This window comes from Saccharothrix variisporea (assembly GCF_003634995.1).
Classification (GTDB): Bacteria; Actinomycetota; Actinomycetes; order Mycobacteriales; family Pseudonocardiaceae; genus Actinosynnema; species Actinosynnema variisporeum.
The window spans coordinates 245,782-264,534 of record NZ_RBXR01000001.1 but is presented as its reverse complement, the minus strand read 5'-3'; the positions used below and the strand labels follow the sequence as shown (position 1 = coordinate 264,534).

At 70.7% G+C, this 18,753-nt stretch carries 13 protein-coding genes; 4 read left to right on the top strand and 9 right to left on the bottom strand.

From position 1 onward, the window contains the following. Window positions 1-6: 6 nt before the first annotated feature. The 5 genes from DFJ66_RS01030 to DFJ66_RS01010 form a co-directional block, all read right to left on the bottom strand. Window positions 7-747 (bottom strand): polysaccharide deacetylase family protein, encoded by a 741-nt coding sequence (locus tag DFJ66_RS01030; RefSeq protein WP_121217050.1) that lies wholly within the window; start codon window positions 745-747, stop codon window positions 7-9. A 34-nt stretch (window positions 748-781) separates the two neighbouring features. Then, on the bottom strand, window positions 782-1,633 hold the full coding sequence (locus DFJ66_RS01025; protein ID WP_121217048.1) for a TIGR03620 family F420-dependent LLM class oxidoreductase: 852 nt from the start codon (window positions 1,631-1,633) through the stop codon (window positions 782-784). Between the two features lie 110 nt (window positions 1,634-1,743). Further along, on the bottom strand, window positions 1,744-2,067 hold the full coding sequence (locus tag DFJ66_RS01020; RefSeq protein WP_121217046.1) for an ArsR/SmtB family transcription factor: 324 nt from the start codon (window positions 2,065-2,067) through the stop codon (window positions 1,744-1,746). A 9-nt stretch (window positions 2,068-2,076) separates the two neighbouring features. Then, the gene (locus DFJ66_RS01015; protein ID WP_121217044.1) at window positions 2,077-2,451 is read right to left on the bottom strand and encodes a DUF4180 domain-containing protein; all 375 of its coding nucleotides are present in this window, start codon (window positions 2,449-2,451) and stop codon (window positions 2,077-2,079) included. Next, a complete protein-coding gene (locus DFJ66_RS01010; protein ID WP_246029506.1) occupies window positions 2,444-2,887 on the bottom strand; it encodes a helix-turn-helix domain-containing protein in 444 nt (147 codons plus the stop codon). The genes DFJ66_RS01015 and DFJ66_RS01010 overlap by 8 nt, the downstream gene beginning before the upstream one ends. 39 nt (window positions 2,888-2,926) lie before the next feature. On the opposite strand from DFJ66_RS01010, the gene zapE reads away from it, so the two are divergent. The 3 genes from zapE (at window position 2,927) to DFJ66_RS00995 (ending at window position 5,864) form a co-directional block, all read left to right on the top strand. Beyond that, window positions 2,927-3,952 carry a cell division protein ZapE gene (gene zapE, locus DFJ66_RS01005; RefSeq protein ID WP_121217040.1) on the top strand — a complete coding sequence of 342 codons (1,026 nt, stop codon included), beginning with the start codon at window positions 2,927-2,929 and terminating at the stop codon, window positions 3,950-3,952. Between the two features lie 203 nt (window positions 3,953-4,155). Further along, on the top strand, window positions 4,156-4,935 hold the full coding sequence (gene erm, locus DFJ66_RS01000; protein WP_121217038.1) for a 23S ribosomal RNA methyltransferase Erm: 780 nt from the start codon (window positions 4,156-4,158) through the stop codon (window positions 4,933-4,935). A gap of 11 nt (window positions 4,936-4,946) precedes the next feature. Then, entirely contained in the window at window positions 4,947-5,864 is a 918-nt protein-coding gene (locus DFJ66_RS00995; RefSeq protein ID WP_147459139.1) for a GNAT family N-acetyltransferase, read from the top strand. Here DFJ66_RS00995 and DFJ66_RS00990 read toward each other — a convergent pair. Next, the gene (locus tag DFJ66_RS00990; RefSeq protein WP_121217034.1) at window positions 5,819-6,736 is read right to left on the bottom strand and encodes a GlxA family transcriptional regulator; all 918 of its coding nucleotides are present in this window, start codon (window positions 6,734-6,736) and stop codon (window positions 5,819-5,821) included. The two genes, DFJ66_RS00995 and DFJ66_RS00990, sit on opposite strands and share 46 nt — an antisense overlap. A 72-nt stretch (window positions 6,737-6,808) precedes the next feature. On the opposite strand from DFJ66_RS00990, the gene DFJ66_RS00985 reads away from it, so the two are divergent. Continuing rightward, on the top strand, window positions 6,809-7,597 hold the full coding sequence (locus tag DFJ66_RS00985; RefSeq protein ID WP_246029505.1) for a dienelactone hydrolase family protein: 789 nt from the start codon (window positions 6,809-6,811) through the stop codon (window positions 7,595-7,597). Here the strand turns inward: DFJ66_RS00985 and DFJ66_RS00980 are convergent, their stop codons facing one another. From DFJ66_RS00980 to DFJ66_RS00970, 3 genes are all read right to left on the bottom strand, one after another. Further along, window positions 7,598-8,809, bottom strand: a complete 1,212-nt coding sequence (locus tag DFJ66_RS00980; protein ID WP_121217033.1) for a sialidase family protein — start codon at window positions 8,807-8,809, stop codon at window positions 7,598-7,600. Window positions 8,810-9,238: 429 nt separating this feature from the next. Beyond that, window positions 9,239-9,715, bottom strand: a complete 477-nt coding sequence (locus tag DFJ66_RS00975; protein ID WP_121217031.1) for an SMI1/KNR4 family protein — start codon at window positions 9,713-9,715, stop codon at window positions 9,239-9,241. Then, window positions 9,708-18,629 carry a SpvB/TcaC N-terminal domain-containing protein gene (locus DFJ66_RS00970; protein WP_121217028.1) on the bottom strand — a complete coding sequence of 2,974 codons (8,922 nt, stop codon included), beginning with the start codon at window positions 18,627-18,629 and terminating at the stop codon, window positions 9,708-9,710. Before DFJ66_RS00970 ends, DFJ66_RS00975 begins: the two co-directional genes overlap by 8 nt. Window positions 18,630-18,753 lie beyond the last annotated feature (124 nt).

Below are 18,753 nucleotides of genomic sequence, written 5' to 3'. Positions count from 1 at the left end.
CAGACCCTAGTCGTCGGGACCCAAGGTCAGGAGTTCGGACACCGTCACGAACCGGTACCCCCGCTCCCGCAACCCGTCGACGATCGGCTCCACCGCCGCCCGCGTCCGGTCCCGTCCCGGGTACATGCCGTGCAGCAGGATGATCGACCCCGGCCGGGTCTGGTCGAGGGTCGCCCGGACGATCTCGTCCGCGCTCCGCTTCGACGCCTGCTCGCCGGAGTCCGGTTCGACGTCCCACATGATCGTCTTGCGGTGGTGTTCGCTCAGGTAGTGCGGTAGGGCCACGAGCTTCTTGCCGTTCGGGGGGCGGAAGGTGATCTCGCCCTGGTAGCCCGTGGCCCGGATCCGGTCGTCCGTGCGTTCCACTTCGTCCGCCACGAAGGCCGGGGTCACGAAGACCATCCGTTCGTGGTGGTAGGAGTGGTTGCCCAGTTCGTGGCCGGCGTCGGCGATCGCCTTGCCGAGGTCCGGGTGTTCGGACAGTTCGCGGCCCGTCACGTAGAACGTGGCTCGGACGTCCTTGCGTTTCAACGAGTCGAGCAGCGCCCGGGTGCCGGCGGGGTGGGGACCGTCGTCGAAGGTCAGGGCGACGACCTTCTCCGTGGTCCGGACGCGGTTGGTCAGGCCGCCGAAGAGCTGGTAGCCGCGAGCGCTCGCCAAGGACATCACGCCCACGGCCCCCAGCGGCAGCAGGACGACCACGATCAAGGTCACGACGATCAGCGGGCGGGAGCGCGGGAACCGCATCCGGACATCCTGGCGCATCCCGCCCGCGCGGCGATCACACCCCCGGCGACAGCGCCTCCGCCAGGGCGCGCCACTGCGGCATGGCGGTCTCCCCGGCCCGGACGCCGATCACCTGCACGCCCACGTGGTCGGCGCCGGCCTCCTGCTGCGTGCGCAGCCGGTCCACCACGGTGTCCAGGTCGCCCCAGAACACCATGTCGTCCACGAACCGGTCGCTGCCACCGCCGGTGAGATCATCCTCCGTGTAGCCCAGTCGCCGGAACTTGGCCAGGTTGTACGGCGTCGACAGGTACGGCACGAGGTGTTCCCGTGCAACCGTTCGGGCCCGGTCCGGGTCGGTCTCCAGCAGGACGGCGTGCTCGACCCCGAGGAACGCGTCCGGTCCGAGGATCTCCCGCGCCTGCACGGTGTGCGCCACGTTCACCTTGTACGTGTGCGCGCCGGACGTGCGGTCGCGGGCCAGTTCCAGCATCTTCGGCCCGTACGCGGCCAGCACTCGCCGCACCTCCTCCGCGCCGTCGAACGCGTCGAGGTACTCGGCCACCGCGGTCAGCGGCTTGACGCCCGGTCGCCCGGCGCCGAGCCCCAGGCCCAGGACGTGCCGCCCCGGGTAGGCGTCGGCCAGCAGGACACCGCCGCCCCGGGCCGCCGCCGCTTCCCGGGCGGTGATCTGGGCGATCCCGTTGACCACGCTCATCCGCTCGGTGACCGCCAGCAGGTACCCGGCGAGCGAGAACGCCTCCCGCCCACCGACCTCCGGCACCCAGACCGCCGGCCAGCCCAGCTCCTCCAACTCCTGCACCGAGTCGCGCACCAGCGCGGCGGGGTGGTCCTCGAAGTCGAAGGTCCACACCCCGAACGCGCCCAGCCCCAGGTCGTTGCCCATCGGGCACCCCCATCAGTGTTCCGCGGATCACTCACATCGAAGTATCGCGGAACTTCGATATGACGTCGGCACCGACCCCCTCATCCGACCCGTGACCAGCGGCTACCCGATCACAGAGTCTTGCCCAGGACCGTCAGCAGCTCGGCGATGCGCTGCTCGTCGCGCTTGTAGTGGGTCCACTTGCCCACCCGGGTGGCCCGCACCAGGCCGGCGCGCTGGAGTTCGGACAGGTACGCCGACACCGTGGACTGCGCCAGCCCCACCTTCGCCTGGATGTGGCTCACGCACACCCCGACCTCGTGCGGGTCGACCTCGGCACCGGCCAGGTCGAAGTTGCGCTCGGGCTCGCGCAGCCAGGTCAGCAGCTGGAGCCGCAGCGGGTTGGACAGCGCCCGCAGCGCCTGGACCACGTCCGCCGGGACCTCGTCTGCCACCGTCCCAGGCTACCGGGGAGCGGTCGCGCGCAGGCGGTCGTCCAGGGCGGCGAAGTCGGGCACGAACCACACGTGGTCGGACCGGTTGGACTCCGCGACCAGCGCCCGCAGCGCCGCACTGGACGCCAGGTGCGCCGAGATGTCCCCGACGACGGCCAACCGCAGCCGGTAGTTCACGAACTTCTGCATGACCTCGCCCGCGAACCGGGTGCCGAGCGCGAAGAACCGCTCGTCCAGCCGCCGCACCGGCACCGCGGCGACCCGCGCGCCGAGGAACACCGAGCCGACGAGCTCCACCGCGTCGTCCACGGTCGCGATCGGCGGACCGTCCGGGTCGCACTCCAGCACCGGCACGCCCTCCCGCTCGCGCACCACGTCAGCCACCGTCGACCTCCCCGGCGAACAAGCCGTTGTCGGCGTCGAGCACGGCGGCGATCAGGTGCAGCACGTCGGCGGTGGCGGCGGGACCGCCGAACACCACGATCTTCATCCGGTTCCTCTCTTCGTCGAACAGGGTCTGCACGCGCAACGGGTGCGCGGCGTCGGGCGCGGTGCCCACGCTCGCCAGCACCAGCGTGCCCAGCCGGTCGGCGCCGGCCCCGTCCACGCCGTCGACCTCGACCACCGTCGAGACCTCCACCGCCCGGCGGGGCGGGTCGGGTCGGCCGAGCAGGGCGGCGAGGTCGGCGCGCGCGATCCGGTACTGCTTGCCGATCCGCACGGCCTTGAGCCGACCGCTGCGGATGTAGCCGCGGACGGTCCGGACGTGCAGGCCGAGCCGGTCCGCGACCTGCTCGACGGAGTACATATCATCACCCATCGTTCCCCAAGTTAACGCATTCAGGGAAGGATGCGGTAGGTGCGCGCACGACAACTACTCGATCGGTTCCACGACTCGGCCCGGCAACGGGGGTACGTGCTCGACGCGGCGCAGGAGCACGCGGCGGCCCGGCTCGCCGAGCTGGGCGCGGAGCTGACCGCGGTGTTCGGCGGCCACCCGCGCGGGGTGTACCTGTGGGGGCCGGTCGGGCGCGGCAAGAGCTGGCTCGCCGACACGTTCTTCGAGCTGGTGCCGGTGCGCCGCAAGCGCCGGGTGCACTTCCACGAGTTCTTCCGCGAGCTGCACACCCGGATCTCGGCACGCCTGCACACCCCCGGCGCGGTGGAGGAGGCGGTGGCCGAGCTGACCGGGGACTGCCGGCTGCTGCACTTCGACGAGTTCCACCTGCACGACGTGGGCGACGCGATGCTGGTGCTGCGGCTGCTGGAATCCCTGCGGGCGCGGCACGTGGTGCTGCTGGTGACCTCGAACTACCCGCCCGCGGGCCTGCTGCCCAACCCGCTCTACCACGACCACTTCCGGCCCGGGATCGCGATGATCGAGGCGAGCATGGAGGTGGTCGAGGTGGCCGGGCCGACCGACTACCGGCGAACCCCCGTGGGCGCGCCGCGATCGGTGTTCGAGACCGGGGTGTGGTGCTCGCCCGGGACCGACGCGCAGCTGGCGTCGCTCGGGCTCGTCCGCCCCGAGCACCCGGTCGTGCTGCCGGTGAACGGCCGCGAGATCCGGGCGGTCGGCGTGGCGGACGGGCTGGTGTGGTTCGACTTCGCGGACCTGTGCGAGCGGCCGACGTCCACCCAGGACTACCTCGTGCTCGCGCAGCGGTACCCGTCGTGGGTGATCAGCGGTGTGCCACCACTGTCCACTCGGGACCGGGAGGCGCAGCAGCGGTTCGCCAACGTGGTGGACGTGCTGGTCGACCGGGACGTCCGGTTGGTGCTGGTGAGCGAGGGCGACGTGCTGACCGCGGACGCGCGGGCCCTCGACCTGGAACGCACCGCCAGCCGGCTGGCTCTGCTCAAGGCCCACGTCCCGGCGGTCTAGCGGCCCGGCGCGGAAAACCGTTTCCCAGCGCCGCGCGTGCCGATCTAGGGTCGGCCCCATGTGTTGCGCCTTCGCCGCTTTCACCCGGCTCCGCCGCGCCTAGCGGCGGCCTTGTCCGGTATCGACGAGTTCCGCCGCTCCAGCGTGTCCACGCCGGGCGGCCAGGAGTGCTGCCCGGTTCACCACGAAGCCGCGGAGCAGCAGTGCGCACGCAGTACCCAGGCCGGCACGAGCTCGGCCAGAACTTCCTCACCGACCGGACCGTCGTCGCCGCCGTCGTGCGGGCGGTCGCCGCGACCCCGCCGCTGCCGATCGTGGAGATCGGCGCGGGCGACGGCGCTCTCACCCTCCCCCTGCAAGCCCTCGGACGCCCCGTGACGGCGATCGAGGTGGACCGGCGGCTGGCCACGTCGCTGGCCGCCCGCGTCGGCCCGACGACCACGGTGGTCGCGGGCGACTTCCTGACCCACCGCCTGCCGCGCGCGCCGCACGTGCTGGTGGGCAACCTGCCCTTCCACCGGACCACCGCCATGCTGCGCCGGGTCCTGCGCGCCGGGCACTGGACCTCCGCCGTCCTGCTCGTGCAGTGGGAGGTGGCGCGGCGGCGGGCGGGGGTGGGCGGGGCGACCCTCATGACCGCGCAGTGGTGGCCCTGGTTCGACTTCGCCCTGCTGCGCCGGGTGCCCGCCGCCGCGTTCACCCCCAGGCCCGGCGTGGACGGCGGCCTGCTCACCCTCACCCGCCGCCCCGACCCGCTGGTCCCGACCGACCGCCGTGCCACCTACCAGGACTTCGTGCACCGCGCGTTCACCGGCCGGGGCCGAGGCGCCCGCCAGGTCCTCACCGCCGCCGCACCAGCCCGCACCCGCCCGGCCGTCACCCGCTGGACCCGCCGCCACCTGCCCGACACCGCACTCCCCCGCGACCTGACCGCGGGCCAGTGGGCCGACCTCTTCGCACTGACACACCTGGAGAACATGTGATCTTCCGCCCCATGACCGAATCCGACGTGGACCGCGTCCTGCCGCTGCTGGCGGTCGGCGGGGTCGGCGCCTGGAGCGACGTCGAGGCGTTCCGGAAGCGCCTCGCCACCACCGAATACCGGCCCGAGTGGACGTGGATCGCCGAGGAGGACGGCGAGGTGCACGCCGTCGCCGTGTGGTGGGGTCCGCCGGAGCAGTCCGAGCCCGCCGCCCTCGACACCCTCCACGCCCGCGCCGGCGACGACCGCGCCCAGTTGGCAGGGGAGCTGCTGTCCGCCGCCCACCGGTCCTACGGGACCGCGCTGGAGTACCACGTGCTGCTGCCGGCCGACTGGCGCGACGACCCCGAGTCGGTCGCCGCGCTGGAGTGGCGTCGGGACGCCGCCGCCCGGGCCGGCCTGACCGAGCCGGTGGAACGGCTGCGCTACGAGTGGACCCGCGACTCGGGCGTCCCGGCCCCGTCACCCCGCCTGCGCTTCCGGCCGGAACCGGACGACGAGGTCTTCGTGGACCTGTTCCGGCGGGTGTTGGAGCACTCCCTGGACGCCGCGAGCTCCCAGGAGGCCGCGAAGGTGGGCGCGGAGCGACAGGCGCGGTCGGACGTGGCGTTCTACCGCGACTCCATGGTGGGTGACCGGTCGTGGTGGTTCGTGGCGGAGACACCCGAGGGCGAGCCGGTGGGCTTCGGCCTGCCGTCCCGCAACACGAGCTTCCCCGTGGTGGGTTACCTGGGTGTTCTGCCCGAGCACCGCGGCCACGGCTACGTGGACGACGTCCTCGCCGAGATCACCCGGTTCCTGGCCGAGGAGGCGGGCGCGGACGTGATCCGCGCCGACACCGACCTGGCCAACCAGCCGATGGCGAAGGCGTTCGACCGCATGCGCTACACCAACTTCGCCCGCCGACTGGTCCTGTCCCCACCCGCGTGACCACGCAGGTCGCGGGGGCTGCGCCCGGTGTCGCGGCGCAGGACCCGGCGCAGCGTCGTCGGGTCCGCGTAGCCCACGCGGCGGGCGATGTCGGCCACCGGGAGGTCGGTGGTGGTCAGCAGGTCCAGCGCGGTCTCCACGCGCAGGCGTTGGAGGAAGCGCACCGGGGAGTGGCCGGTCGCGCGTTCCACCCGCCGGGCGAAGGTCCGGGTGGACAGGCCGACCGCCGCCGCCAGGTCGGCCACCGACACGTCCTCCTCAAGGTGCGCTCGCGCCCACCGCTCCGCCGCCGCCACGTCGGGGTCACTGGCCGTCAGGAAACCCAGGGCCATGTAGTTCGACTGGCCGGCCCGCACGTCGGCCAGCAGGTAGCGGGCGCAGCGGTCGGCCAGGTCCGCCCCGCCGTGGCGCGCGACCAGGGTCAGCATCAGGTCCAGGTGGGCCATCGCGGCACCGGCGGTGGTGATCGGGCCGTCGCGGACCACCAGCGCGTCCGCGTCCAGGTCCACGGCCGGGTGCAGGCGGCGGAACAGCGGGGCCAGCCACCACGACGTCGTGGCACGCCGACCGTCGAGGAGCCCCAGCGCGGCGGGCAGGAACGCCCCCGAGCACGAGGTCGCCACCTCCGCTCCGCGCGCCACCGCGTCGGTCAGCACCCGGCCCGCCGCCACCGCGTCCGCTCGGGCGAGGAAGTCCCGCACCTCGGCCCCGCTGGTCAACCCCAACCCCGGCAGCACCACGAGGTCGGCTTCCCCGTCGACCAGCGTGAACGTCCGCGCCCGCACCCGGTTCGCGGTGTCGAGCACGTCGAACGTGATGGCCACGCTCGACCGCATCGCGCCCTCCGGCGCCAGCACCCGCACGGACGTCATGGCGAGAAATCCCCGATCGTTGTCGAATCCGCCACTCCCGCCACCCAGTGTCCACCACCGAGGATCACCGCCGTGGACACCCTGGACGACTTCGACCACCGCACGGTCACGATCGACGGCACGACCAAGACCGTGCACGTCACCGGCACGGGACCGGCCGTCATCGTCATGGCCGAGATGCCCGGCATCAGCCCCCAGGTGGCCCGCTTCGCCCGCTGGGTGCGCGACGCCGGGTTCACCGCCTACCTGCCGTCGCTGTTCGGCCGGGACGGCGCGGTGCCGGACGCCGACGAGGGGTACGCGGTGGCGCGGCGGGCGTGCGTGAGCAAGGAGTTCCGGGCGTTCGCGAACCAGGGCTCCAGCCCCGTCACCCGGTGGCTGATGGCCCTGGCCCGACAGGCGCACGACGAGTGCGGCGGTCCCGGCGTCGGCGCCATCGGCATGTGCTTCACCGGCAACTTCGCCCTGACCATGATGCTCGAACCCGCCGTCCTGGCCCCCGTCCTCGCCCAGCCGTCCCTCCCCTTGGACGACCCCGCCGGCCTGGAGATCGCCCCCGACGAGCTGCGCGCGGTGCGCGAGAGGCTGGACCGCGAAGACCTGACCGTCCTGGCCTACCGCTTCCAGGGCGACCTGATCTGCACGGCCCAGCGCTTCGCCGCCTACACCGACGCCCTGGGCGACAGGTTCGTCGGCCGCGAACTACCCGACGACGTCAACGAGGACGTGCCCCCGTTCTTCGCCAAGCACGTCGACTACCCGCACAGCGTCGTCACGGTCCACCTCGTCGACCGGGAAGGCCACCCGACCGTCACCGCCCGCGACGAGATCCTGAACTTCTTCCGCGAGCGCCTCACCTGATCAGATCCCGCCGTCACACCCCGGTTCCGACACCCCGCCCTTGATCCAGGGCAGGTTGACCTTGCGGAACGCGATCGAGCGGTGGGAAGTGGAACTGCTGGAGGTGTTCTCGTTGACCTCGATCAACGCGCCCACGTGGTAGTCGGCGGTCTTGACGATGCTGGAGTAGCCGCCCTCCTTGTAGGTGGCGCTCTCCCCCGGCAGCGGCGCATCGGAGAACGGCCGGCTGTAGCTCCACGTGCGGCCTTCGTCCTCGCTCATCCGGATGCGCATCTTCGTCCGGGTCTCGGTGCTGGCCGAGTTGACGAACGCGATCCGCGCCGGCGCGTCGGAGTTGTAGCGCATGGTCGAGGCCTCGTTCTTGGGATCCAGCAAGCACCCCGCCGCCGCGAACGCACTGAACCCACCCTCGATCGTGCCCCGCGCGACCAGCCGACGCTTGTCCGCTTCCCAGGCCGACGTGGTGGGCCGGTCGTTGCGGTAGAGCGTGCCGTCTGCCAGTTCGAGCACGGTCGACTCGCCCGTCTGCTCCATCGCCGCACCCGAGGTCGCCCGGAGGACTTGGACACGCCAGGTCGCACCGTGGTCGTCGCTGTAGATGTTGCGGTGCTGAGCGGGGACGACCAGACGCCCGGGGTTGCGCACGGTGGTCTGGATCCCGACTCCGGGCCCGACCGCATCCCAGTTCCAACTGCCGCCGTTGGCGAGCGTGCGAGGCTTGAGCGTCGCCGACATGTTGGCGGGCGCGGCCCACGTCAGCCCGTCGTCGGTGCTGGAGGTGAGCCAGACCTGGCGGTCGTCCCAGGAGTTCACGGGGTCAGCGCCCTCGGGCTGGTGGTTGAGGAACAACCACACCTTGTTGTTCGACCGGTCCACGACCGCAGTCGGGTTCCCCCACACCCCTTGCCCGCTCCCAACGACTTCCCGCAGCCCCGACCAGGTGGCGCCGTTGTCGGTGGAGCGCTTGTAGAGCAGGTTGATGTTGCCGTAGTCACCGTTGCTCGCGGCACGACCTTCGACGAATGCCAGCAGGGTGTTGTCGTTGGTGCGGACCAGGGACGGGATGCGGAACGAGTGGTAGGCGATCCCGTTGAACGACTCACCACCACCGTTGAACAGGATCCGCTCGGAGTGCGACTCGGCCGCTGCGGCGGGCACGGCGGTGGCGGCGAGGGTCGCACACACCAGGGCAACGATCTTTTGCACACGCATGAAGCCTCCCCAGGTTGACAACCACCCAACCGTACCGACCAACGGTGAACTTCCGACAAACACCACCAACACGCCCCCACCACTCAGCCCGCTGTTCGGCCCCGCCAGCCGCAAGCCCACGCCACCACCCCCTCACCGGCCGCGCCGCTTTTGCGCCGAAGGCGCGAGCCCGAGCTGCACAGCCCACAGGAAGGGCCTCGGTTTCTTTCCCCGTCCGGCCTGGGCGCAGCCCAACCGCGCTTGGCCCGTTTGTGCAACCAGCTTTTCCGGTTGCTCAAACGGGCCAAGTGTGGTTGCCTCCGGCAGGCCGGACGGGGAAAGAAACCGACGCCCTTCCACCCCGGGGGCCTGCCCAGCGGCGAGCGTCCGCTTTTCGCTTTTGGCTTTCGCTCTTGATCTTGCGAGCGCGCCAGCGCGTGGGTGCCGGGGTCAGTCGGGGCAGGTGCGCAGGATCGTCGTGAACTCCTCGAACGAATCCGCCACCCGCCTCGGCACCCGGTCCTCGTCCACGTACACCACCGCAGGCTCCCCCTCCGGCCCGCACTCCCGGTAGTCCAGCATCACCGTGTCGTGCCCCGCCGAAGGCAGTTGGCAGATCACCACCCCGACGTCCGGATACCCCCACTCCACCACCAGGTACCGACTCCCCAGGTCCGGCGAGTCGATCCCCCACTTCCCCCCGATCCCCCGCAACCCCCGGATTTCGAAGTGATCGGGAGCCCAGGACGTCGGAAACGGCGTGAAGACGCAACGGCGGCGAGGGGTACCGCCGTTGCGCCGCGCCAACAACCCGAGGTAGGTCCGCGGGAGCCGGACGCCCAACAACGCCTCCGCCCTGCGGACCAGCTCCTCGGTCAGAGGAGGACCCGTGAAGTACGGGTCCTCCTCCCAGAACTCGTCACTCATGCGTCTTCAACGCGTGCCCTCCGGTGTGGCCCGTGGCGCTGTGGACGTCCTGCCTGATGAGTTGCATTCGACCACTGTCCTGGTGGTGGTGCCAGGTGTAGTCCTTCGGCGTGCTCTTCAGGCCCGCTGCCTCGTTGGCCAGCTTCTCGTCCAGCTTCCGGTTGCCGGTGAGCTTGATGCGCACGTCCGGCACCTTCGGGTGGCGCCACTTGGAGAAGTCCGGGAAGCCGTTCTTGTCGAAGGGCACGCCGGTCTTCGGGTGGGTCTTGCCGGCCAGGTGCTTGTTGCGGATGACGGGACCACCGCAGTTGTGCACCAGGACGTCGACGGCACCGACTGCCACGAAGTACGTGTGCAGGCCGTCGACGGTCAGGTTGTGCACCCGTTGCTGCTGGGTCCACGCCCGAACGGCCACCACCTGGACGTACGTGCCGCTGCCGGTGCGCAGCAGCGCACCGACCTCGACCTGCCCGGCCTCGACCCACGAGTTCAGGTCGACCGACCAGAACGGGTGACCATCGGTGGCGATGACCGTGCCCTTGCCGGAACCGGTGTCGACGGTGATCTCCACCAGGTCCTTCGAGCCGTCGCCGACGATCAGGTCGGTGACGGGACGGGCCTCGCTCGCACCGGTCTCAGGGTCGGTGGCCAGGACCAGATCGCCGACCTGCACCTCACTGATCGGCTTCCGGCTGCCATCAGCCATCAACACCGGCGTGTCCGGCGTGAAGCTGTTGGGCACCGCACACGGCACGGACGTGTTGCGCGCCGCCTTGGCCGCGTCACCACCCTTGTCCGCCGCCCGCGCGCCCTGCAACGCCCGTTCAGCGTCCCGTGCCCGGTCGGCGGCCTTGACGACCTCGACGCCCTTCTCCGCCGCCCGACCGGCCTTGATCAGGGCACCCGCACCGCCGGGGACCACCGGCAGCACCAGGGCCGCGCCGTCCGCGACGATGCCCACGGCGTCCAGGGCCGCGCCCCAGCCGTTGCCCTCGCGCACGTTCTGCACGAAGCTCGCCACGCCGATGCCCAGGCTGATGGCGTCCCACGCGCTTTCCACGTACCGGCCGTCCGGGTCGGTGTACTTCACCGGGTTGTTGCGGCTGTACGTGTACGACGCCAGGTTGAACGGCTGGTACACGCCCCCGCCGGGCGCACCGTCCAAGTAGGACTCGAGGATCGGGTCCGGGCTCTGCCACAACTGAGTCCGCGGGTTGTAGTAGCGGGCGCCGTAGTAGTAGAAGCCGGTTTCCTCGTCCAACTCCTTGGACCCGTACAGGTACGGGACCGGCGTCGGCTGCGCCGGGTGTTCCTGCACCCACGGCTCGCCGAACGCGAAGTACTCGGTGTGCTCGGTCAGGTTGCCGTGCTCGTCGGTGACGTACCCGGACGACCCGAGGTGGTCGGCGTGGAAGTAGAAGTGGTGGTTCTCGTAGGTGGAGTCGGTCTTGACCGTCTTCGTGGCGATCCGGGTGTCACCGACGAACACGTGCTTGAACGACGTCCCGTTGCGCTCGCTGAACGCCCGGTTGGGGTAGATGTGCTGCGGACCGGCGTTCTTGACGACCCGGTTGCCCTCGTCGTCGTAGACGTACCGCACGGTCGCCGGCTGCTGGGGACTGGTGCAGGTGTCCGGGTGCTGGGCGACGGTCTTGTTGCGGCTGTGGTCCTGGTTGCACGCCAGCCGGTTCTCCTCGTCCCACACCAGCTGCCGGCGCTTGCCGGGCGCGGGCGGCAGGGTGTTGACCGAGTCGACCAGGTTGCCGTTGGGGTCGTAGGACTCGTTGATCGGGCCGATGCCCGTGGCCGCGTGCGGTTTGGGGCTGTCGTAGGAGTAGGTGTAGTCGTAGGTGGTCTTCTTCTGCTCCTGGGCGGTGGTGGCCTCCTGCACCGAGTACGCGATCGGTGTGTAGGCCGTCCCCGAGGTGCCCGAACCGCTCGAGGTCGTCTCCGCCGAGACCTGCTGGTCCTCGGGTTCGATCGCGCCCAACGGCGGCAGCGGTTCGCCGGTCGCCGGGTCGGTGACCGGCTCGTCGGCCAAGGTCTGCGACGAGCCAGAGGACTCCGCAGACGACAGCGACGACGTGCCGGACTGCACCAGGATCTCGTGGCGCTGGCTCTTGCTGGTCAGGTTGTGGATGGAGTCGTAGGCCAGCGTCATCGAGTACCGGTCGAGCTTGTTGTCCTTGTCCTTGTACTCGCCGGTCGCGGACGTGAGCCGGTACAGGTCGTCGTAGCGGTAGGTCTGCTTGCTCGGACCGCCGATCGGCTTGCCGTGCGGCAGCGGCACCGTGTTGGTCAGGGACCGGACGTTGCCCACGTTGTCGTACTCGTAGGTGATGTCCTGGAACTGGTGCCCGTCTGCCAACTTCGACTTGAGGTTGCTCAGCGCACGGTCTTCCGGGTCGTAGGCGAACGTGGTGCGCACGCCGGTCCCGGTCTCCTGCACCAACCGCTGGCCGAACTTGTCGTAGTCCATGCGCGCGAGGTACGGGTAGTCGAACCCGGCCTTGCGCCCGGTGGCCCGGTTGACCTGGCCGCCGGAGTCGTACTCGTAGCGCAGCACCTCGCCATCGGGGTAGGTCATGTCCAGCACGCGGTTGAACGAGTCGTACCGGTACTGGGTGGTGTAGGTCCGCGCGGGCGTGACGAGAGCGGTGACCGTGCGGGTCTCGCTGGTCTTCTCGCCCAGCGCGCCGTACTTGCGGGTCACCGTGCCGGCCGCATCGCGCACGGCCACCACCCGGTCCGCACCGTTGTCGGGCGCGCCCGGACCGCCGTAGGTGTAGGTGACGTTGTTGCCGGTGAACACCGGGTACCGGATGCCCGCCAGGCGGTTGTACTCGTAGTCGTACTCGACGGCCTTGCCCGCTTCACGCAGCTTGGCCGTGATCTTGGCGGTCTTGTTGCCCGCCAGGTCGTACCGGGTCTCGGTGCGGCCGGAGTCGGGGCTGTCCACGACCGTGCGGCGGCCGAAGTTGTCGTACTCGGCCTTCGCCGTGTTCCCCTTGTCGTCCACGACGCTGGTCAGCTGGCCCATCGGGTCGTAGCCGTAGCTGGTCCAGATCGGCGTGCCGGCGTTGACCTCCTTCACCGACGTGGTCAGCACGCGCACGTCGGTGTACGTGCGGCGCTGCTTGCCGTTGGCGTCGGTGGCGACCGTCTCGAACCGGGTCGTGCCCGACCGGTCGACGCCGAAGCCGTACGACAGCTGGGACGAGGTCCCGTCCGGCAGCACGGACTTCACGCTGCGGTCCATGACGTCGAAGCTGAGCTTCGTCGGGGCCACGGTGTCGTACGCCGGGTTGAAGGAGGTGTTGGCCGCGCCCTTGGGCTCGGTCACCGGGTAGTACTGCTCGACCACCCGGCCCAGCGGGTCGAACGTGACCCGTCCGGACACCACCATGACGTCGGCCGGGGCCGCCCCGGCGACGGTCGCGACCGTGCCGTCCTGCTTGCTCTGCACTGGGCGGGCCAGGCCGTCTGCGAACTGGATCGTGTCGATCGTGTCGTCGCGGACCCCGGTGGCCGTGCGGTCGAGGTGCCGGGTGACCGCGTAGGGGACGCTCGCCTCCGGGTGGTACTCGAAGTCGATCGTCGCCCGGCCGGAACCGAGCTCGTACGGCCCGACCATCTCATCCACGCGGCCCACGCTGTCGTAGGACGTGCGCAGGGACTGGTGGTTCTCGTCGATGGTCAGGTCGGGCAGGCCGAAGCGGATGTCGTGCGTGGCCGTGGACTCGTAGCCGAAGCTGTCCTTGATCCGCTCGACGTGCACGCCCACGACGGTGTCGTAGTCGTACTCCTGCTTGTACCGCTGCCCGTTCTTGTTCGTCGGACCGGTGATGGTGCGCAGGTTGCCGTTGGGGTGGTAGGTCAGGTCGCTGACCGCCGCAGACCCATCGGGCAGGATCTCCTTGACCACCTTCACGTCACCGGAGGTGCAGTCCACCGTGGACTCGCGGTGCCGCATGAGGGTGCGCGGGCTCGTCCCGGACTCGCGGACCAGGTTCGCCACGCCGACGATGTTGCGGTCCCGACAGGCCGCTATCGACGCCGTGTAACCGAACTCGGCTTCCACGTCGTCACCCGGACCGGCGTCGGCGGCGTCGAACGACCTGATCAGGTTGCCGTAGTCGTCGTACGCCATCTCGGTGTACGTGGACTTGCCCGGGTTGGCCTGACCCTCGTGGAAGTGCTTGTCCACGCGGGCCAGCAGCGGGAACACCGTCGCCGTGGTGGACGCCGGGTTGGCGGTGCCGCCGCCGTTGACGTCCCGGAGCTGGTAGGTGTTGACCGTCTCCTGGAAGAGCCGGCCCGCCGCGTCGGCGGTCACCGACCGGGTGACCAGGCCGCGCGCGTACACGGTGTCGGTGCGGTACTCGTTGGTCAGCGTGCGCAGCACGGCGTCGCCCGCGCCCGCGTCCCGCTGCTCGGCGACGACCTTGCCGTAGCCCAGGAACTCGCGCTCCAGCCGGTCGTACTTGCCGCCTTCGTAGCGATAGGTCGACAGCTGCACGTCCTGGCCGTCGCCGGGGTGCCCGTCGAACACCGCCGACCGGGACAGCACCCACTTGGAGTCGGGCTGGTCGGAGGTGTTGCCGGACCGGGTGTAGTCCAGGTCGATCTTCGCGCCCAGCGGCCGGGACACCGTGCGCAGCAGGTTCGTGCGCCCGGTCTTGTTGGCCGCCACCACGAACTCGTCGTCCCGCGTCGAGCGGACGTGGTCGGCGTAGCCGTCGCCGTTGACGTCGCGCAGCGCCACCTCGGCGCGACCGATGCCGGTGGAGACGTCGCCGCCAGGGTTGAACACCAGGCAGCCGAAGAAGAAGCAGAACCCGAACGTGAAGTACACGCCGCCGCCGAGGGTGGCGTTCTCGTCCTTGCCGATCTCGCCGCCGCTGCCCCGGAACGGCGTCGGCGCGCCGAACCCGTTGCCGGTGTTGATCGCGACGCCCACCGGGTTGTCCCCGTTGGCGAACACGCGGTCCGCCAGACCGTCGCCGTTGACGTCCAGCAGCGTGGCGCTGGTGACCGACGAGCCGACCGCCGCCGACACACCGCCCGCGAACCCGTAGTAGTTGGTGTTGAAGCCCAGGTTCACGCCGGCGTTGGTGGTCTTGCCGTCGTTGACCGGGCCGCCCGGCCACGGCTCGCGCGCCGCGAACGAGTAGCCGAGGTTCAGCGCGGCGTCGCCGTTGTCGAACACCTTGTCCGGCAGGCCGTCGCCGTTGATGTCGAGCAGGTCGTAGCCGGTGTCGGACTCGCCGCCGCCGACGTTGCCGCCCACGCCCAGCGCGGGCATCTCCACGCCCGCCTTGGCGCTGTTGGCGTTGCGGCTGCCCGAGGGCGCGTCCTGGCCGCGCGCGTTGCCGCTGGTCCGGGCGGGGCTGCCCGCGTTGGCGTTGACGCCGTAGGCCAGCGACTCCGACTCGCGCACCGCGCCGCCGACGCTGCCGCGCTGGTCGCCCAGCCCGCCGGTCATGTCGGAGTACTGGACGCCCGCCGAGCCCACGACGTCGGGGAACCGGTCGCCGTTGAGGTCGAGGAAGTCCAGCTGGCCGGTGGTGCGGCCCTTGGCCACGCTCGCGCCCGCCCCGATCGGCACGCCCGGGATGCTCGCGCCGAACGTGGTCGAGATCTGCTGCGTCCGGCCACGCCTGGACACCGCCGCGGCACCGGCCACGTCACCGTCGCTGATCACGTCGATGGTGTCCAGGCCCAACCGGGAGCTGGACGACGTGTCCCGGGCGACCCAGGTGTTGTCGTCCGCGCCCGCCCAGCGGTCCTGGGCCGGGAGGGGTGCGAACACCGTGATCCTGGGCTGCTTCACCTTGGGGTCGTTGGTGAAGCCGGGGACGTCGGCCTCGGTGGGGCCGCCGGGCAGGTCGTTCTTGTAGCTCTCGTCCAGCACCAGGTCGGACCGCTTGATGGGCTGGGTCGCCCGGTCGCGGTTGCCCTGGTAGCCGATCGCGCCCCAACCCCGGTACGGCTGGGCGAACGCTCCCTGCTCGGCGGAGGCGTGCAGCGCGCTGGGGACGGCGACGAAGTTCGTGCCGTCGTAGGAGACCGACGCCGACTGGCTGGTCAGGCGCCCGGGGAGGCCGGTGTCGAGGGTGGCGAAGTCGAAGAACAGCTCGTCGCCCTGATTCACCTGGGCCGTGACCCGGAGGTCTGCCGGGACCTGGCCGTTCACGATGTCGATCACGCGCTTGGCCAGGAGGGCGCCGCGCTTCTTGACCGTGAAGACCACGCGGGTGTTCGGGGTCTGGCCTGCGAAGTCGAAGGCCAGGGCCGGGTCGACGGTGATGGTGCCGGTCTGCGTGGCGGTGTAGCTCGCCTGCGGCGCGCTCAGCGTCGAGACTGGGTACATGTCCAGGTCGTAGGGCGGGTTGATGACCAGGACCGGGTTGCCCTTGTCGTCGACCACCGAGTCCAGGCCCTGCGCGGACGTGTAGTGGGCGCGCGGGACCCAGCGCAGGGTGCCGGCGTCGATCGGCGAGTCGACCTTGAGCCGCCAGGACAGGGTGTCGTTGGCGGTGACGGGGATGTCGAGGTCGATCGACGCCGTGCCGTCGCTGCCCCGGTTCAGGGTGTGGCTGTAGACGTCGGTGCCGTTGCGGGACACCACGACGGTGACGTCGTCGGTGGTCGGGCCGGTCTTGGTGACGTCACCGGACAGGTGCAGGGTGCCGGTCAGCGGGGCGGTCACGACCGAGGGGCGACCGCCGAGGGTGAAGTCGCGGGAGGCGAGGTAGGTGTCGTTGGCCAGGCCGTTGACGTCGGTGCTCGCCGGGACGCTGGTGTAGGTGACCTTGGGGTCCCACGACACCGTGTCGTACATGCCGTCGAGCACGGACTGGACGCGGAAGAACAGCGCCTCACCCTTGCGCACGGCGATGTTGTCGGTGCCGGTGGGGGCGAACTCGATGTGGTCGTCCGGGCCGATGCGCTGCGCCCACAGCTCGGTGTCCTGGTGCTGGATGGTCACGCGGACGCCGTCGGCGCTGCGGTAGGACTGGCGTTCGGGGCTGGTGTCCTGGAGCAGCTTGACGCGGCCGTCGACGCGGACCGTGCCGTCGAACGGGGCCACCCAGCGGCGGACGCCGTCCAGCAGCGGGAACGTGTCGACCTGGCGCTGGAACTCGGCGGTCTGGTCGCCGACGATCGTGCCCGAGGCCGTGCCGGTGCCGACCGGGACGCCGGTGTCGCCGCTGTCCGCGCTGTAGGCGGGTTGGCCGTTGGCGTCGAGGTGGCCGAACAGCACACCGCCGTTGTTGACCAGGTCGGTGATGCCGTCGCCGTTGACGTCCAGGAAGTACCGGTCGGACGTCGTGGTGGTGGAGACGTAGTCCAGCTGCGCGGCCACGCCGAAGTAGGACTCGATGCCGACCGTGCCGGAGCGGGTCTTCTCGGTGGAGATGCCGGGCAGGTTGGTCAGGCGGATCGGGGTGTCGCCGAACTTGGTCGGGCCGTCCGGGCCGGACTCGTTGGGGCGGTAGAAGACGCCGCCGCCGGAGCGGAACACCTTGTCCGGCAGGTTGTCGCCGTTGACGTCGGCCAGCGCGAGCAGGCCGTCCGCCGAACCGGAGTTGTAGCCGACCTTGACGCCGGCGGAGTTGGACTTGCTGACCGAGGTCGGGTTGTAGCCCACGTAGAGGTGGCCGCCGGCGCTCTTGTTCGTGGTGGCGGACAGCGCGCTCGCTTCGCCGTCGCGGACGTTCACGCCGAGGTCGTCGTTCCCGATGTCCCAGGTGCCGGCGGTGTCGAAGGCGTTGTAGGCGCCGTTCGCGTCCCGGATGTCGTCGAAGTAGTCGAACGTGTGGGTGTTGAACTTCGCGTTGTTCGCGTCGAACTGGCTGACCGAGGCGAGCAGGGTCTTGGCGAACGCGCCCGGCCGGTAGTCCAGCTCGTAGGCGCGGATCAGGGTGTTGTCGACCTTGACCTCGACGCGGCGCAGCAGGTCGGCGGTGACGCGCTTGAAGCCCGAGCGGGCGTCGATCTGCACGTCGGCGCGGCGGGGCTCGTTGCGGTCGCGGTCGCGCTGGAAGGTGACCGAGTAGCGGCCCTCGGTGTCGCCGTGGCCCGTATAGGTGATTTTGACGAGGTAGAGGTTGCTGCCCGGCACCGAGCCGTTGGCGACGCCGTTGTCTTCGACCTTCGTGCTGTGGTAGCGGACGAAGTTGCCGTTCGTGTCACGGGTTTCGCGCAGCGCCCAAGTGGCGATGTTGCCCGAGCCGTCCTTGAGGGTGGAGTTCGGGTCGTTGCCGAAGGTGGACTTGGTGCCCTCGCGGTCGGTGACCTCCCACCAGTAGTTGGTCGGGTGGTCGCCGTGCCGGACGATCTTGTCGAAGCGGCCCTCGACGCGGGTGTGGAAGACCTTCTCGGCGGTGCGGGCCTGGAGCTCGCCGCGGTGCGCGACCGGGGTGAGCTGTTCGCCGTTGAGCAGGTAGGACTCGGTCTCCAACTGCCCGTGGTAGCGCGGGACGCCCCAGCGGGTGTCGAGGGTGATCTGGGCCTGGGCGAGGTCCCAGCCGACGCCGGTCCACCCGTTGCCGCCGGCGGAGTTGTACTGGACCGCCAGCTTGGGCTGCATCCCCGAGCGGCCCGGCGGGACCTCCAGCGGGTAGGACAGGCGGGCGTCGCCCATGTTGTTCGCGGTCGGGGCGGAGACCAGGTTGACCCCGGCGGTGGGGTCGGCGGCCTTGATGCCCTTGAGCTGGTTGGGGTTGAACGCGGCACCCTCGGGGTGGTCGGGGGTGGTGACCGAGCCGTCGCCGGTCGAGGCGGGCCGGACCCGGCCGCCGTAGAGCTCCGGCGGCGTGAGGCCGAACCCGATCAGCGCCAGGACCACCAGGAGCACGCCGCCGGCGCGCCCTCTGGGGATCGGTCTGCGGCGGTTCCCAACTGACATGCGACGTCCCCTCATCGGCGGCGGCTTCCCCCACGCTTTCGGGAACGGGCGCGTCCCCTGTTACCGGCAGGTGTCGCTGTCACCCGACCGGCCCAGCGCCCCGGCTTCGGGATCCCGAACCTTG